The sequence below is a fragment of the Pigmentiphaga sp. genome, assembly GCF_019689535.1.
In the GTDB taxonomy this organism is placed as follows: domain Bacteria; phylum Pseudomonadota; class Gammaproteobacteria; order Burkholderiales; family Burkholderiaceae_B; genus Pigmentiphaga.
Window position 1 is genome coordinate 1 of the sequence record NZ_JADGHH010000075.1, and the last position, 15,601, is coordinate 15,601.

General features: G+C 64.0%; 14 protein-coding genes and 2 pseudogenes. 11 read left to right on the forward strand and 5 right to left on the reverse strand.

Going from position 1 to position 15,601, the window contains the following annotated elements:
• The first annotated feature begins 69 nt into the window (after window positions 1-69).
• Entirely contained in the window at window positions 70-1,086 is a 1,017-nt protein-coding gene (locus tag IRZ12_RS08515) for a zinc-binding alcohol dehydrogenase family protein (protein ID WP_296467192.1), read from the forward strand.
• Between the two features lie 149 nt (window positions 1,087-1,235).
• Entirely contained in the window at window positions 1,236-2,720 is a 1,485-nt protein-coding gene (locus tag IRZ12_RS08520) for an AMP nucleosidase (RefSeq protein ID WP_296467194.1), read from the forward strand.
• A gap of 274 nt (window positions 2,721-2,994) precedes the next feature.
• Here IRZ12_RS08520 and IRZ12_RS08525 read toward each other — a convergent pair whose 3' ends face one another.
• Window positions 2,995-3,132 carry a tripartite tricarboxylate transporter substrate-binding protein gene (locus IRZ12_RS08525; RefSeq protein ID WP_367181583.1) on the reverse strand — a complete coding sequence of 46 codons (138 nt, stop codon included), beginning with the start codon at window positions 3,130-3,132 and terminating at the stop codon, window positions 2,995-2,997.
• Window positions 3,133-3,220: 88 nt separating this feature from the next.
• Between IRZ12_RS08525 and IRZ12_RS08530 the strand changes: the two genes are divergently transcribed.
• The 9 genes from IRZ12_RS08530 to IRZ12_RS08570 all read left to right on the forward strand — a co-directional run bounded on the left by IRZ12_RS08530 (window position 3,221) and on the right by IRZ12_RS08570 (window position 11,965).
• Entirely contained in the window at window positions 3,221-3,364 is a 144-nt protein-coding gene (locus IRZ12_RS08530; protein ID WP_296467199.1) for a hypothetical protein, read from the forward strand.
• Between the two features lie 304 nt (window positions 3,365-3,668).
• Complete coding sequence (locus tag IRZ12_RS08535; protein ID WP_296467201.1) at window positions 3,669-4,892, forward strand: alpha-hydroxy acid oxidase; 1,224 nt, start codon at window positions 3,669-3,671, stop codon at window positions 4,890-4,892.
• Between the two features lie 52 nt (window positions 4,893-4,944).
• Entirely contained in the window at window positions 4,945-5,934 is a 990-nt protein-coding gene (locus IRZ12_RS08540; protein WP_296467204.1) for a tripartite tricarboxylate transporter substrate binding protein, read from the forward strand.
• Between the two features lie 10 nt (window positions 5,935-5,944).
• Window positions 5,945-7,138 (forward strand): CoA transferase, encoded by a 1,194-nt coding sequence (locus IRZ12_RS08545; protein WP_296467206.1) that lies wholly within the window; start codon window positions 5,945-5,947, stop codon window positions 7,136-7,138.
• Complete coding sequence (locus tag IRZ12_RS08550) at window positions 7,128-7,910, forward strand: enoyl-CoA hydratase (RefSeq protein ID WP_296467209.1); 783 nt, start codon at window positions 7,128-7,130, stop codon at window positions 7,908-7,910. The genes IRZ12_RS08545 and IRZ12_RS08550 overlap by 11 nt, the downstream gene beginning before the upstream one ends.
• Window positions 7,911-7,950: 40 nt before the next feature.
• Window positions 7,951-9,306 carry a CoA transferase gene (locus tag IRZ12_RS08555; RefSeq protein WP_296467214.1) on the forward strand — a complete coding sequence of 452 codons (1,356 nt, stop codon included), beginning with the start codon at window positions 7,951-7,953 and terminating at the stop codon, window positions 9,304-9,306.
• A 7-nt stretch (window positions 9,307-9,313) separates the two neighbouring features.
• Window positions 9,314-10,237 (forward strand): LysR family transcriptional regulator, encoded by a 924-nt coding sequence (locus IRZ12_RS08560; RefSeq protein ID WP_296467218.1) that lies wholly within the window; start codon window positions 9,314-9,316, stop codon window positions 10,235-10,237.
• A 164-nt stretch (window positions 10,238-10,401) separates the two neighbouring features.
• A complete protein-coding gene (locus IRZ12_RS08565; RefSeq protein ID WP_296467222.1) occupies window positions 10,402-11,607 on the forward strand; it encodes an MFS transporter in 1,206 nt (401 codons plus the stop codon).
• A 61-nt stretch (window positions 11,608-11,668) separates the two neighbouring features.
• Window positions 11,669-11,965 carry a hypothetical protein gene (locus tag IRZ12_RS08570; protein WP_296467225.1) on the forward strand — a complete coding sequence of 99 codons (297 nt, stop codon included), beginning with the start codon at window positions 11,669-11,671 and terminating at the stop codon, window positions 11,963-11,965.
• On the opposite strand, the gene IRZ12_RS08575 is transcribed toward IRZ12_RS08570, so the two are convergent.
• The 4 genes and pseudogenes from IRZ12_RS08575 to IRZ12_RS08590 form a co-directional block, all read right to left on the reverse strand.
• Window positions 11,966-13,090, reverse strand: a complete 1,125-nt coding sequence (locus IRZ12_RS08575) for a sensor histidine kinase (RefSeq protein WP_296467228.1) — start codon at window positions 13,088-13,090, stop codon at window positions 11,966-11,968.
• A gap of 274 nt (window positions 13,091-13,364) precedes the next feature.
• Window positions 13,365-13,745: pseudogene (locus tag IRZ12_RS08580) on the reverse strand (HAD-IIIA family hydrolase); the annotation flags it as partial.
• The gene (locus IRZ12_RS08585) at window positions 13,736-14,467 is read right to left on the reverse strand and encodes an SDR family oxidoreductase (RefSeq protein ID WP_296467232.1); all 732 of its coding nucleotides are present in this window, start codon (window positions 14,465-14,467) and stop codon (window positions 13,736-13,738) included. The gene IRZ12_RS08585 and the pseudogene IRZ12_RS08580, both read right to left, overlap by 10 nt.
• Before the next feature lie 18 nt (window positions 14,468-14,485).
• Window positions 14,486-15,601: pseudogene (locus IRZ12_RS08590) on the reverse strand (glycosyltransferase); the annotation flags it as partial.

Sequence of the window (15,601 nt, forward strand, 5' to 3'; positions counted from 1 at the left end):
ATATAAATGGTCTTATCAATTATAAATTGAATGTTTACAGTGGCGATACCCACTTTTCAAGGAGTCGCCATGAAAGCCATTGGATATCGACGCAGCCTGCCCATCACTGACCCGCAGGCGCTCGAAGATGTCGAACTGCCGACACCCACGCCCGGACCGCGTGATCTGCTCGTGCGGGTGTCTGCCGTATCCGTGAATCCGGTCGACACCAAAATCCGCCGTTCGCGCCAACCCGCCGAGGGAACGGTGGAAGTATTGGGTTGGGACGCGGTCGGTGTCGTCGAGGCCATCGGTGACGCTGTTTCGCTGTTCAGCGTCGGGGACCGCGTCTTTTACGCGGGCGCCATCAACCGGCCCGGTACCAACAGCGAACAGCATCTGGTGGACGAACGCATTGTCGCGCGTGCGCCGGTCTCGCTTGACGACGAAGCAGCCGTCGCGTTGCCGCTGACGTCCATCACTGCCTACGAATTGCTGTTCGACCGCCTGCGCATTGCCAAGGGCGGTGGAGCCGGCCGGAAACTGCTCGTCGTGGGCGGCGCAGGCGGCGTCGGCTCGATTCTGATCCAGCTCGCCCGCCAGCTTACCCAGCTCGAAATCATCGCGACGGCCTCCAGGCCCGAGACGCGCCAGTGGTGCCTCGACCTGGGCGCCCATGCCGTGATCGACCATCGCCAGCCGCTGTCGGCCGGGCTGCAAGCCGCCGGCGTGGGCCACGTGGACTTCGTGGCGTCGCTCACCCAGACCGAGCAACACTACGAAGAAATCATTGCCAGCCTCAAGCCGCAAGGCGCGCTGGCGGTGATCGACGACATGGTCGGCCTCGACGCCATGAAGCTCAAGACCAAATCGATCTCGCTGCATTGGGAGTTGATGTTCACCCGGCCCCTGTTCGAGACGCCCGACATGGGCGAGCAAGGCCGGCTGCTCGCAGAAGTGGCGGCGCTGGTCGATGCCGGCCGCCTGCGCAGCACCGTCAATCATCGCCTCGGCCTCATCAATGCCGAGAACCTGCGCCGCGCACATGCTTTGATCGAAAGCGGCACGGCGCAAGGCAAGGTCGTGCTGGTTGGCTTTGGAGCGTGAGACGGTTCGTCGCTGCTCCAGGTGGCTTGGCGCCGAAGCATTCGGCGCTAAGCTATGGCAGATAGGCGCTCCGCCCCACAAGCGCGGAGCGCTTCGATGTAAGGTGTAACGAGCTACCCGCCATCGGACTTTGCCATCGGGATCTCACCATGAGTCCGTCTGCCAGCTTTTCGCTCCGCCAGCCGCCGCCTTGGCCGCCCGAACGCTTTCGCGAGCCGGAAGCGGCCGTGCAGCGCTTGATCGATATCTATGCGCGCAATACCCGGTTTCTCTGCGACAGCTTCCGCGAGGTGGTCGCAGCGCGAGGCGCGGCGCCCGGGCGCATCCGGGCCTGCTACCCGTATATACGGATACGCGTGGAAACCTACGACGAAGTCGACACGCGCCTCTCGTACGGGCACGTTGCCGAACCGGGCGTTTACCAGACCACGGTCACGCAGCCGGAACTGTTTCGATCGTATTTGACGGAGCAGATCGGGCACTTGCTCAAGAACCATGGCGTGCCCGTCGAGATCGGCGAGTCCGACGTGCCGATTGCGCTGCATTTCGCGTTCCCTGAAGGAAGCTACGTCGAAGGCGAGGACATCGAGGCGCTGAAGCGGCCCTTGCGCGATTTGTTCGATACGCCGGACCTGTCCGTCACAGACGATTCCATCGTCAACGGCACCCGCGCCAGCCAGCCGGGCGAGCCGCAACCCCTTGCGCTTTTCACCGCGCCGCGCATCGATTATTCGCTCCACCGGCTGCAGCATTACACGGCCACCGCGCCGGGGTATTTCCAGAACTTCGTCCTGTTCACCAATTACCAGTTCTACGTGGACGAATTCTGTGCCCGCGCGCGGTCCCTCGTGGCAAGCGGGCAATACGAGGCGCTGGTTGAGCCTGGCAATCGCATTACGCGCGCCGGCTCCGTCGACGCGGCCCCTGCGCCGCTGCCGAGAATGCCCCAGATGCCCGCTTACCACTTGGTTCGTCCGCACCATGCAGGCATCACGCTCGTCAACATAGGCGTCGGTCCTTCCAACGCCAAGACCATCACCGACCACATCGCCGTGCTTCGCCCGCATGCGTGGCTCATGCTAGGCCATTGCGCCGGGTTGCGCGCATCGCAGCGCCTTGGCGACTATGTGCTGGCGCACGGCTACGTGCGGGAAGACCACGTGCTGGATGCAGACCTGCCGACGTGGGTGCCCATTCCGCCCTTGGCGGAAATCCAGGTGGCCCTGGAGCAGGCCGTGGCCGAAGTGGCGGGGCTTTCGGGCTGGGAGCTCAAGCGCATCATGCGTACCGGGACCGTGGCCACCGTCGACAACCGCAACTGGGAGCTGCGTGACCACATGGAACCCGTGCAGCGGTTTTCCCAATCCCGCGCCATCGCGCTCGACATGGAATCCGCGACCATCGCCGCGAACGGCTTCCGGTATCGCGTCCCGTACGGAACGCTCTTGTGCGTTTCCGACAAACCCTTGCACGGGGAGCTCAAGCTCCCCGGGATGGCATCGGCCTTTTATCGCAAGCAAGTGGGCCAGCACCTGGCCATCGGCCTGCGGGCGCTGGAGATCCTGGGCCAGATGCCTCCCGAGCGGCTGCACTCCAGGAAGTTGCGCAGTTTCCTGGAAACGGCGTTTCAGTAGCAGGCGGGTAGGATCTCGATTTTCTTGGCCTGTAAGTCCCCGGCTCTCGGAGGGCCGATCCTTCCCCCGGATGCCGGTTTTGTCGACTACGTCTTTTCACTTGGTCAGCTCGGCGGTAATCGCCGCCTTTCCGCTCGGGGGCGTGGCTGGCTGAACGACGACGCGGGAATTGAGGAGGCGAGGTGAGTGATGTGTTCGCGTAGTTGTCGTTCAGCGCCGCATTCAATTTCTCGATGAGCGCCTCGGGCGTTCGCACCCGCGCGGCAAGGAAGTATCAGGGGTGGCTTTCGAATCCGGGCGCGCCTGCCTCCGCGGTCGTCGGTACGTCGGGCAGAAGGGGCGACTGTTTCTTTGCGGCGATGGCCAATGCCCGAAGGGTGCTATCTCTTACGCGCACGTATTGACGCCGCACAATTGGAATATGGTGTTGCCATCGAGAAGGTCGGTCAGGGCGGTGCTTGCTTCCTTCTAGGGGGCATGCAGGCGCTGGTTTGGGTCAATTGCGTCAACGACTCCCCCAAGTGCGCCGTGCCTCCAAACCTGTGGACCGCGACGATTTCGCCGGGCTGACGTTCCAGCCCGGCGACGTCATCGCCACCGGAACACCTGCTGGCGTGGAGGCTTCACGCCGCCTCGCTTCCTGAGGGCCGGCGACACGGTAACGATTGCCACTTCGGTGATAGGCACGCTCACGAACGAATTTGCCTGAGCGTGGGTCGTTCAACAAAGTGCAACCCCGGCTGTCGAATTGGTGTTCTTTCTGAAACGCCCTTTGGCTGCGCCCGCGCGCCTCTCCAATTTCACCTGCATTCGAATCGAACCAGCCCCAATCGTGGCCCTGTCGCTTTTCGTTCGCTTTCTTCTCGACCTTGTTTTCGATTTTTTAGAACGCATCAGTGCGAATAATTTCACTTTTTTGGGGAATGGTCGAGCCGCTAATCTTGCGGCATGACGACAACGACCGCTTCAGCACCATCCCCTACTCAAGCTGCCTATGAAGCCCGTACCGACGGAATCCCAGCTTCGATTCGGCATCTGCTGAATTTGAATGATTTCGAGCGCGCGGCCGCGCGCGTGTTTCCCCGGCCGCTGCGCGAGTACGTCCTTGGGGCCGCGGAAGACAACCGGTCGCTGGCCGCCAATCGGGCGGCCTTCCAGAAATATCAATTCGTTACGCGTGTTCTGCGGGACGTTTCTCGCCGGTCCACGGAAACCGTCCTGCTGGGGCGCTCATACTGCGTGCCCTTCGGCATTGCACCGGTCGGCATCAGCGCCTTGCTGGCCTACGAAGGGGACCTGGCGATGGCCCGCGCGGCGCAAGAGGCGGGCGCATGCATGATTATGAGTGGCTCGTCGCTGATGCCGCTGGAAGAAATCCACGAGAAGGCGCCAGGGACGTGGTTTCAGGCTTACTTGCCTGGAGACGCGGCGCGTCGTTTGGCTCTGATCGATCGGGTGGGTCGAGCGGGCTACGAGACGCTGGTGGTTACGGTGGACATTCCTGTGTGGGCCAACCGGGAGAACAACATCCGCGCCGGCTTTTCGCTGCCGTTGCGGCCTTCATTAGGGCTGGCCTGGGAGGGCCTCACACATCCCCGGTGGTTGATCCGTACTTTCTTTGCGACGCTGCTGACGCGTGGCATGCCGCACTTCGAAAACTCATTCGCTGAACGCGGCGCGCCGGCCTTTTCTGCAAAGGCCGTGCGTGACACTACCGGGCGCGATCACTTGAGTTGGGAAGACATCGGTGCCATACGCCGGGCTTGGCGCGGCAATCTGGTTATCAAAGGCATTTTGTCTGTCGATGACGCCAAGCGCGCGCTCGCCGTGGGCGCCGACGGGATCATCGTGTCGAATCACGGCGGGCGTCAGCTCGACGGAGCGGCAGCGCCATTGCTCGTGCTGCCGGCCATCGCCGAAGCCGTGGGGCAGCGTCTGACAGTCATGATGGACGGCGGGATCCGCCGCGGTAGCGATGTGTTGATCGCGCTTTCGCTAGGCGCACGTTATGTGTTCGCCGGCCGGCCGTTTATTTGTGCTGCGGCGGTGGGAGGTCCGGTCGGCGTTGTTCGTGCGTGCCAGCTTCTGCAGGCTGAAATCGATCGCAACATGGCCATGTTGGGCGTCTGCAGCGTGGACGAGCTGGGCCCGCATTGCCTGCTGTCTGCTTAGAAATAAACAGACAGAAAAACCCAACAAAAGGAAAACTTATGAGGAGAACTCCATGAAAAAAACTGCACTGGCCGTCCTGTTCGGCGCTATGAGTGCGGGCGGGGTCGGAGCCGCCGGCGCAGAAACATTTCCCAGTGCTCCGATCACTATCGTGGTACCCATGGCTGCAGGAGGTCCGACAGATACGGCTGCTCGCGCGATCCAGCAAGCCATGGGGGGCGCGTTGGGTCAGGCGGTCGTCATCGAAAACAAGGCTGGGGCAGCTGGTTTGATCGCAATGAACTTCGTGCGACGCTCTGTACCCGATGGTTACAAGTTGGGCGTGGCGTCGGCGACGACTCATGCCATCGCTCCCAACATTTATACGGAAGCGCCGTACGACTCCGTCAAGGATTTCACGTTCATCGGGGGGCTCATCACCGCACCTGGCGTACTGCTGGTGGAGAAGTCCGTGGCTCCAAATTGCGCCATGACGGCCTTCCTCGAGAGACTTCGTGCCAGTCCCGACAAGTACTCCTACGGATCAGCCGGCGTCGGCTCACTGTCCCACTTGAATGGGGCCCGCTTTCTGCAAGCGACGGGAACCAGCATGTTGCACGTGCCCTATCGCGGCCTGTCCAACGCAATGAATGACCTGTACGCGGGCCAAGTGCAGGCGGTGTTCGACAACGTCAGCACGGCAATGACTCACATCAAAAGTGGAAAGGTTTGCGCGCTGGCGGTGCAGGCGCCCAAGCGGCTCGAGAGCCTGCTCGACGTGCCCACATACGCCGAACTGGGCTTGCCGGAACTCAACAAACCCACATGGTACGGCCTTGTCGGTCCCTCGGGCATTCCTAAGGACCGTGTCGAGGCGCTGAATCGGGCCTTGAACAAAGCTCTGGCGTCGCCCGAGGTCATCGCGCTCTATGAGCGCCAAGGTGTGGTTGCTTCTCCCGGCTCCGCCGAGGATTTTGCCAAGAAGGTCGAGAGCGAACGGAAGATGTGGGCCGACACCATTGCCAAGATGAATTTCGAGAAGTTCTCGCTGAAGGCGAAGTAAGGAGTATTGGATGTCTCGACAACAGGAGCGTCTGTCGCTGGCTGACGTGCGCGTACTCGACTTAACCCGCGTCCGCGCCGGTCCGACAGCGGTGCGAGTCCTGGCCGATTGGGGCGCCGACGTGATCAAGATCGAAGAGCCGGTCAATCCCGAACACGAGAATGAAATGGGCGGGATGCGGTTGGGTCCTGACTATCAGAATCTGCACCGGAACAAACGCAGCGTCACGCTGAATTTGAAATCCGATAAGGGCCGCGACTTGTTTCTGCGGCTGGTGGAGCGGGCTGACGTGGTGGTCGAGAACTATCGGCCAGACGTGAAACATCGACTTGGCATCGATTACGAAACGTTGCGTGCGCGCAACCCGAGAATCATTTACGCCAGTATTTCCGGTTTCGGTCAGGACGGGCCGTACGCGAGCCGTCCCGGCTACGATCAGATCATCCAAGGGATGACAGGCATGATGTCGATTACGGGGCTGCCGGGACAGGGGCCGGTCCGAGCCGGCATCGCGATAGCCGATACGACTGCGGGTCTCTATGGCGCGCTGGGAATCCTCGCTGCACTGTACGAGCGGGAAAAGACCGGCCGGGGGCAGTGGGTACGGACCTCGCTGCTGGAGTCCATGCTGGCCGTGATGGATTTCCAGTGCGCGCGCTACCTGGTGGCCGGCGAGGTGCCGCAGCAGGTGGGCAACGACCATCCCACCATTATCCCCACGGGCGTGTTCGACACTAAGGACGGAAAAGTTAACATCTGCGTGTCGGGCAGCGTGATGTGGAAGCGCTTCTGCAGCGCGATGGGGCGCGAGGATTGGCTGGGCGATCCGCGCTTCGCTACGAACAAGGCCCGCTCGGCCAATCGGCACGCGCTGAATGCGGAAATCGCGGCGATCTTCGCCACGCAGACTAACGCCTACTGGATTGAACACCTGAATGCCAACGGCTTGGCCTGCGGGGCGGTCAACAACATCAAGGAAGCGTTCGAGGACGTGCAGGTGCAGCATTTGGGCATCGCGTGGCCGGTCAGGCACGAAAAGCTGGGCGACATCCACCTGGTCGGCCAGCCGGTGCGCATCGGCGACCATCGGCCGGGCGTCCGCCGCGTCGCACCGATGCCCGGCGAGGACAACGAAGCGCTCTTGGCCGAGATCGGCATTCAGGGCGAGGCCTTGCAACAATTGAGGAACGAACATGTCATCTGATACCACCGGCCGCATCCGCATCGAGGTCGACGAACAGCTGGCCCGCGTCGTGATCGACCATACAGTCAAGCACAATGCGTTGACTTTCGACATGTGGCAGTCGCTGCCCGGCTTACTGGACGAGCTGGAAAACCGGGATGCAGTGCGGGTCATCCTGTTCGAGGGTGCTGGCGATCGCGCGTTTGCGTCCGGCTCCGACATCTCCCAGTTCGGCGAGAAGCGCAACACCGAAGAAAACGTCCGTCTGTACAACGCTACCGTCGAGTGCGCGATGGAGCGCATCGCCGTCGTGCGGAAGCCGACCATCGCGTTTATCAACGGCTATTGCTTTGGCGGAGGCGTGGCCATCGCGCTGCATTGCGACCTACGCTATGCCACCGAGCAGGCCGAGTTCTGCATTCCCGCCGGCAAAGTCGGAGTGGGGTACCACGAGAGCTGGTTGCATCGGCTCACGCAAGCGGTGGGGCCGGCCAATGCCAAGGAAATCATGTTTACCGCGAACCGGTATTCGGCGGAGCAGGCCTGCCGGATGGGTTTGGTCAACCGCATCCAGTCACGCGACGACACGCTTGCCCTGGCGTGCCGGATCGCGTCGCTAGCGCCCCTGACGCATCGGGCCTCCAAGCTGGCCATCGAAACCTCGGCGGCGCCCGGCGAGCGCGATTGGCAGGCTTGCAAGGACGCGATTCTCGACTGTTTCCGCAGCGCGGACTATGTTGAGGGCAGGCAGGCGTTCGAGGAGAAGCGCCAGCCAATGTTCCATGGCAAGTGAGTGCGACTCCGCTGCGCGCATACGGACCATCGCGAATGACTTGCTCGCCGCCGCGGGTTTACCGCAGGCTCCGGCGTTCCGGCTGAGCGGGCCGAGTCCCCGGCTCGATTCGCCTCTGCCGTTGGCAGATATCGCGAGCGCATTCCAGCTAGCCGTGGTACATGCGACGGAAGTCGCTTCCCACGAGGACGACGGCGCGTCGCAGCCCGACGTGAAGGTTGTGTACGAGATTTCGCCGGCGCAGGCGCTCGCGGGGTTGGAGCCGACGCATTTCCAGCGCATCCACCGTCATCGCTATCCTCAGTCTTCCCACAGTCGGGAATTGAAGTCGGACTTTTATTCGACGGCCGACGGCCGCTGGTTTCTGACGTCCGGCTCTTACCCGCACCTGCGCGACGGCACGCTGGCCCTGCTCGATTGCGCCAATACGCCGTCCGCTCTTGCGGCGGCGATTCGCCGCTGGCCGGCTGACGCTCTGGAAGATGCAGCCGCCGCAAATGGATTGCCAGGAGCGTGGGCCCGCACGCCCGAGGCGTGGTTGGCCTGTCCCGCTGGCGCCGCGATTGCGGCGTCGCCGCTGCTGCACTTGCGCCGGCTGCGTGATGGCGCGCCGATCCGGGCGCCGTGGGATGCGCTGCGCGTGCTGGACCTTTCACACGTGATTGCCGGGCCCGTCGTCGCGCGGCATTTCGCCTTCTGTGGCGCTGACGTGCTCAGGGTCTCGTCGCCCGCGCAGCCGGATCCGCTGCCGCAGATCCTGGATACGGGCATCGGAAAGCGCAACGCCTTCGCCGATCTCGAAGACCCCGAAGACTTGGCCATTGTGGGGGCTCTGGCGGCGGAGGCCGATGTAGTCGTCGATTCCTGGCGTCCTGGCGCTCTGGCTCGGTTCGGCCTTGACGCCGCGGGACTGCTGGCGCGCGCACGGCGCGATGTCGTCCACGTCAGCGTGAGCGCCTTCGGCCCGGATGGGCCGTGGGCTGCGCGCAAGGCGTTCGATCAGGTCGTGCAGGCAGCCACGGGGATCGCGGTCCTGCATGCGACAGGCGGCAAGCCCCGGCTGTCGCCCACACGGCTGCTCCTCGACTACCTCACCGCCCAGCTGGGCATCGTGGGCGCCCTGGGGGCACTTTATCGGCAGCGGCGAACGGGCGGCAGCTGGTCCGTACACGTGTCGTTGGCGCGCGTGGCGACCTACCTGCTGGGTTGGGCGGATCCGTCCCACCGGGGCGGCGATACGTTCGACGTACTCCAGCCAAGGATGGTCGTTCGCCACGGACCGTTCGGGATGACGTACCATGTGGCTCCTGCCGTACGTCCTTCCAGCGCGGCGAACGGGGAAGTACCAGGCCCGCGGCCGCTCGGAAGCTCCCCGGCCACTTGGCGCAGCGCTTAATTCGTTGATGACACTGAAGCAGCTCGAAGCGTTCTATCTCGCGGCGACCAGTCCGAACTTCATGATCGCCGCTGAGCGTTTGCATATATCCGTATCCACGCTGTCTAAGCGCATCACGGATCTCGAGGACAGCCTGCGGAGCATTCTGTTCGACCGCAGTTCCGCGCGAGCACGCCTAACCAGCGAAGGTGAGCAATTGCTGCCGCACGTAGAGCAATTGCTCAGGCAAGCGAACTTCATCGTCAGCCTGGGCCGACAACCCGACAGCTTGCGGGGCCGCTGTCATTTCGGCGTGGGCGAGCTGAGTGCGCTGACATGGCTGCCGTCGTTCATCGCGCGCTTGCAGGCCGCGCACCCCAATCTGCAGCTCGATCCTGTCGTGGAGGCCGGCAGTTCCCTCGGCAACCTTGCTCGCCGCGTGGCTGAGGGAGATCTGGACTTTGCCGTTGTTGCCAATTGCCCATCGGATACTCGAGTCAAGTCTGAATTCGTGGGCAGCGCGGGCTTTGTCTGGGTATGCTCTCCAAGGCTGACAAGTGAGCGGGAAGGGCGCCTGTCCGCCGTACTGGCCGACTGCGCATTGATCTCGCTGCCGCCGTCAAGCGGGACGGCGCACATCATCGAGCAATCGCTGCGGACCATCGATGCTACAGTGGCCAGGCGGCTGCACTGCAATAGCTGGGCTGTGATCGCGCAGCTGTTGATCCAAGGGTTGGGCGTGGGCGTATTGCCGGAAGCGTGGGCCGAACAGCTGGTGCAGTTGGGCGCACTCGTTCGACTGCGAGGCGTCCCGCCGCTCGCGGCCCTCGACTATTACCTGATTTCGCGCGAACGCGACTTGCGACCGCTGGTCGGGGCGTGTCTGGACATCGCCTGCCAGGTCGTGAATTTCAAGCCAACAGGCAGGGGCTTCTTGCATGTGGGGGGCTAGGCTAGGGGGTGCCCGGTTTCGACCCGTGCTCGCTTCTGTAACGGGCGTATGACCACTTTCGGGTTTCTTGCGAACCTACGGATGGCGCTGAGTTTAGATGATCGGAGCAATCCGTCCGGCCGTGCGCTAACATTCTTCCTTCCTGCCCGCACCGCCTCCCCCGTATGTCCTTGCTTCGCCGAGTCTTTCCCGCTTTGTCCGAGCCGGCGCTGCGGCGCTACCTCACGGGGCAGGGCGTTTCGGTGCTCGGCAGCTGGACGCAGAACATTACCCTGAACCTCGTCGTCTACCACCTGTCCGGGTCGGCGGCCGTGCTGGCGCTGCTTAATTTCCTCCTGTACGGCCCCTTGCTAGTGGTGCCGCCTGTGGCCGGTGCGCGCATCAACATGGGCAACGCGCGCCGGGTGACACTGTCGGTGCTGTATACCTCTATGGCAGTGGCCTGCACGCTCGCGCTGCTGTCCCTGTTGCATGCGCTGGTGCTGCCCGTCATCCTGCTGCTGGCGCTTTGCGCGGGCATCTTGAGCGCGATCGAGTCTCCGGCGCGGCAGGTACTATTGATCACGGCCTTGCAAGATCCTGCCTTGCGCCCCAATGCCATCGCCATGAATACGATGGTCTATAACGTCGGCCGGATGGTTGGGCCCAGCCTGGCTGCCGTCATTTACCCGCTGCTCGGCCAGGTCGCGGCTTTCCTGACATACGCGTTCGCGCTGGTTTTCATGGCATGGTGCGTGCGTTCCATGCCGCGCCCGCCCGGGCAGGCCGAGGCGCCAGCGCGCGGGCGGCAAGGCTTGCGCAATGCGCTTTCATACGTCATCGACGATCATTTCACCGCCAAGTACTTGACGATCCTGGCCTGCATGGGGCTATTCGCCGGCAGCTACCAGACCTTGGTACCGCTGCTTGCAGACCACGCATTTCAGGACGCCGCCAAGTACACCGGCGTTTTCTTCGCCTGCGCGGGCATGGGTGCACTCAGCGCCGCGGTCGTGTTGTCTTCTGCCATTGCTGCGCGAACGGCCCGTTTACTGCCTGTGGCGCCGTGGGCGGCGTGCCTCGCGCTGGCCGTGCTCTCGGTGTCGTCGAGCGTGGCCCTGAGTGGCGCGGCGTTCGTCGCGCTGGGATTCAGCCTGAGCTTTTCCGCCACGTCCACCAATGCCACGATCCAGCGGCGTTGCCCGGAATCCGTGCGCGGCGCGCTGGTCGGCCTCTATGGCATGGCTTATAACGGGACCATGCCTTTTGGTTATCTGCTGGTTGGGTCAATCTCCGAAGCATTTTCAGTGACCGGCGCCTTCGCCACGATGGCGGCCGTGCTCGCGGCCTGTATCGGGTTGGTGACGGCGCTTTACTGGCGCAAGGCCTGACCGGCTGCCGACGGGGCCGGGCATGGCCTTTGCTGGAGAGGCTTCTCGATAGGAGGAAGCCATGCCATCTCATCCAAGCTCCCCCGGCAAGCGCGACGCGCCGGCACAGTCGAAGGACCTCGAGGACGCCGCGGTCGAGCAAACCGGGAACGAAGATCCGGGCAGCGAGCTCACCGAGTTGCCGCCGGGGACAACGCCCGACGAGGATGCACCGCGCAAGCGCACCCTTGGCAATCATCCGGTAGATCCGAACAGCATTCCGGCGCGGGTGGGCCTGCCTATAGGCGTCGATAAGGAAACCGCGGCCGACCCGGGACGGCAGACGCCGGATGCCCCGGAGACGGACAACCGCAGTTGATCAAGGGGACGGCGGTTCGCACGGCATCCACAGTTGGAAGGTCGTGCCGTCCGCGGTCGAGGTCACGCCCAGGGTCCCGCGGTGGGCGGTCGCGATCTGCCGGGCGATGTACAGCCCCAATCCTAGCCCGGTACGGCGCGTGTCGGGCCGGGGGCCGCGCATCAGCGGGTCGAATATTTGCCGGCGCAGGCGCGGCGGGATGGGTTCGCCTTCATTGTGGACTTCCACCGTTACCCCGTCGTTCTCGCGGCGGGCCCGCAGGGTGATGGGGCGGTCCGGATAGCCATGGTGGACGGCGTTGCTGAGCAGGTTGACTAGCAGTTGGGCCAGGCGGTTGCCATCCCACCGCCCGGTCAACTCGCCCGTGCAGTGAACCAAGATTTCCCGCTCGGGATGGGCCGTCCGGATCTCATCCGCCGCGCGGTGACAGACATCCGCGAGGTCGGTGCGCGCGACCGTCAAAGGCAGGATGTTGCCGAGACGGGTGCGTGCGAAATCGAGCAAATCATCGATCATGCGCTGCATGCGCGCGCTGCTGTTGTGAATGCGCGCTGCAGCCTTGAGGTTTTTTTCGGATAGGTCGTCCGACTGCAGCAGTAGCTGCGCCGACATGGAAATGGCGCTCAGCGGCGTGCGCAGGTCATGCGCAAGAATGCCCACGAAAAGATCGCGCGCGCGTTCCAGGCCTGCGGAGTAGCGGGCGATGGATTCTTTCAGGGCCTGGTCGAGCGCCTCATTGAAGCGAACCAAGTCCTGGCAAGCGGTCTCGTTGACGCCGTGCATTGCGTGCGCCCATCGGCTCACCACGTTGGCGCGCAGCGCGCAATATTCGGACACCATTTCGTTCAGGGTGAAGCCGGCGCGCAGGCGGCTGCGGGCGTGGACGCGTGCCTGCCGGGCAATGCCGCTCGCCGGGCCGGCGTTGGATGCGCACGCGCCGCGGCTATCAAGGGGGGACGGGTCGGCGCGCAGGTCGGCGGCCAGCTGCCGCAACAACGCGCGGGCCGAGGTTTGCAGCGCGTCTTCGGAAACGGCCGTGCGCCGCAGGTCGAGCTGGCGCGCGAAGGCCGACCAGTCGCGCATGAGCTCGTCCAAATTCGCCTCGATGAAATCGGCCAATCTCATAGCCCCTCCGCCGGCTGCGGTCGCATCGGCGCTTCGCGCAAGGCGGGCCGCAGGTCCGCCGCCGGCGCGGGCGGTGGAAAGCGCCAGACCTTCGCGCTGCAGCGCTCTGCCGCATTGTAGATCTTATGCTTGGCCTGTGATCGGGTCGGTTACAACCTCGCCGGATGCTTCCGCGAAGAAACGGTGCCTGAAATAGGCTAGGGTTCGGGCCAATCCTTCCTCCAGCTCCGGCTTCGACGTCGTCGAGAATGTCACCGATGAACCACGAGTGCGCGAGGTCCAGCCCGTGTTCGCGCGCCGCTTGGCGCAGCAGGCCGGGGCGCGGCTTGCGGCAGGTGCATGGCAGGGCATAGGCACGCCGCACACCACGGGCCAAGTGCGGGCAGTAATAGAAGCCATGCAATTGCGCACGGGAAGCTTCGAACATCCGCGCCAGCTGCTGGCGCACGCCGATGAGATCGTCTTCGTCGAACAGGCCGAGCGCGACGCCGGGCTGGTTGGTGATGACAAACATGGGAGCTCCGGTACCGGCTAGGCGCCGCAGTCCCGCATCGACGCCGGGCGCCAGTCGCATGCGGTCCGGATCGACGTTGTAGGCGTCGTTGACCAGCAAGGTGCCGTCTTTGTCCAGGAATATGGCAGGTCTCAGGGCCATGACGTTTCCCGCATCGGCAGTGCCATGATTTCGGGGATCACGGTTTCGTCGGGCTGCATCAGCACGAAGCGCACCGTCCGCGCAACGGCGGCGGGATCTTGCAGGGTACCGACGTCGATGTCGGGGAAGCGATCAAGCAGGAAAGGCGTTCGCATGCCGCCCGCGATCACGGCCGTTACCTTGATTCCATGGCTGCGCAGCTCCGCATGCAGTGCGTGCGACAGTCCCAGCAGGCCCCATTTGGTCGCGTGATAAACCGCCGCATTGGGCCAGGCGCGCTTGGACGCCGTTGAAGCGATGTTGACGATGTGGCCTTGCCCGCGTGCCCGCATGTGCTCGCAGGCATATTTGGAGACGAGGAAAGGGCCGGTCAGGTTGGTTCGAACAATGCGTTCCCAGTCGGCCGCGTCCAATTCCTCGATGGGAACGGTCAGGTCGATGGCTGCGTTGTTGATCACTGCGTCGAGCGAGCCGAAGCGCGAGACGGCGTGCGCCACGGCCTCGCGCACACTGCTTTCGTCGCCGACGTCCAGGCGCACCGCCTCGCATTCTGCGCCTAGGCGCATCGCCGTGGCACGGGCAGCCTGCACGTCGATGTCGCCTGCCAGCACGTGCGCACCGTCTGCCGCCAGTGCCTCGCATATCGCGGCACCCAGCCCCCTGCCGCCGCCTGTGACCAGTATTGCCCTTCCCGCCACGCTCGTAGGTGCGTCGACCGCCATGCGTTTCTCCTTCGTGTGCTATTTCGCGACCAGTGCTTCGTCGCCCGGGTTCGCCACTGCATCGGTCCGGCCGGCATCTCTCGCTCGGCAGGCGTCGGCGTAAATCCGGTCTACCTCTGCGGCAACGCGCCCCCAGGTGAACATTTGTTGCGCACGGCGCCGCCCGTTGCGTCCGAACCGCTGTGCCGTGGACGGATGCGCGGCCAGGTATGCGAGGCGGCCGGCGAGGGCCTCGGGGTCGCGGGGAGGAACCAGAAAGCCGGTTTTTCCATCCACGACCGTGGACCGGATGCCTCCCACGGCGGAGCCGACGACGGGCCGGGCGCATGCCATGGCTTCGACGGGCGTGATGCCGAAGGGCTCGTACCAAGGTGTGGTGACGAAGACGTCGCAGGCGCCGTAGAACAGCGCGAGCTGGGCGCGATCGCGCCGTCCGCAGAACTCGACGGCGTCCGCCACGCCGGCTGCTTCGGCCACGTCGTGCAAGCGAAGAAGCTCGGGCGTAGATAGGTCCCCCGGATTCTGTGCGTCGCCGCCGACCACGTAAAGCTTGGCGGGTACGCCGTATCGTGCCTGCAGCAGGCCCAGTGCGCGGATGACGTTATCCACGCCCTTGCGGGGCACCATGCGGCCGAGCTGCAGGATGGAAAAGCGCCCGCGCTCCCATCTCAGTGCCAGCCGCGCCGCGAACTTGTCCATGGGCGAGAGTTCACGCGCGTCGAAGCCGCAAGGAACGATGGCGATCTTGGCGGGATCGGCGCCATAGTGTCCGATCAGGTCGTCCAGGTCTTGCGGGCATTCGGCGATGAGCCTGTCGGCATGTCGCACCAGGCCCAGCTCGATGCCATAGCGTGCCGCAGGAAATTGGTCCGCCCCGCCCTAGTGCTGGCGGCGCACCCGATCCAGCGCATGAAAGGTCACGACCAGCGGCATGCCGCATTCGCGCGTTGCGGGCAGGCAGGCCAGGCCGGACATGAAGAAGTTGGCGTGGACCACGTCGTAGCCGGGCCAATGGCTCCGGAAGTAATCGGTGAGGAACTCGCCGAATGCCTTCATGTAGGGAAGCAGCATTTCCTTGGGAATAGGGCGGGGGGGGGGCCGGCCGGCACGTGGATTATCCGCACGCCCGGGATC

Coding starts and splice junctions, on each gene's coding strand:
- IRZ12_RS08540 (WP_296467204.1), top strand. CDS start 4,945: ATGAAAAAAACTGCACTGGCCGTCCTGTTCGGCGCTATGAGTGCGGGC.
- IRZ12_RS08515 (WP_296467192.1), top strand. CDS start 70: ATGAAAGCCATTGGATATCGACGCAGCCTGCCCATCACTGACCCGCAG.
- IRZ12_RS08550 (WP_296467209.1), top strand. CDS start 7,128: ATGTCATCTGATACCACCGGCCGCATCCGCATCGAGGTCGACGAACAG.
- IRZ12_RS08585 (WP_296467232.1), bottom strand. CDS start 14,467: ATGGCGGTCGACGCACCTACGAGCGTGGCGGGAAGGGCAATACTGGTC.
- IRZ12_RS08545 (WP_296467206.1), top strand. CDS start 5,945: ATGTCTCGACAACAGGAGCGTCTGTCGCTGGCTGACGTGCGCGTACTC.
- IRZ12_RS08560 (WP_296467218.1), top strand. CDS start 9,314: ATGACACTGAAGCAGCTCGAAGCGTTCTATCTCGCGGCGACCAGTCCG.
- IRZ12_RS08520 (WP_296467194.1), top strand. CDS start 1,236: ATGAGTCCGTCTGCCAGCTTTTCGCTCCGCCAGCCGCCGCCTTGGCCG.
- IRZ12_RS08570 (WP_296467225.1), top strand. CDS start 11,669: ATGCCATCTCATCCAAGCTCCCCCGGCAAGCGCGACGCGCCGGCACAG.
- IRZ12_RS08565 (WP_296467222.1), top strand. CDS start 10,402: ATGTCCTTGCTTCGCCGAGTCTTTCCCGCTTTGTCCGAGCCGGCGCTG.
- IRZ12_RS08575 (WP_296467228.1), bottom strand. CDS start 13,090: ATGAGATTGGCCGATTTCATCGAGGCGAATTTGGACGAGCTCATGCGC.
- IRZ12_RS08535 (WP_296467201.1), top strand. CDS start 3,669: ATGACGACAACGACCGCTTCAGCACCATCCCCTACTCAAGCTGCCTAT.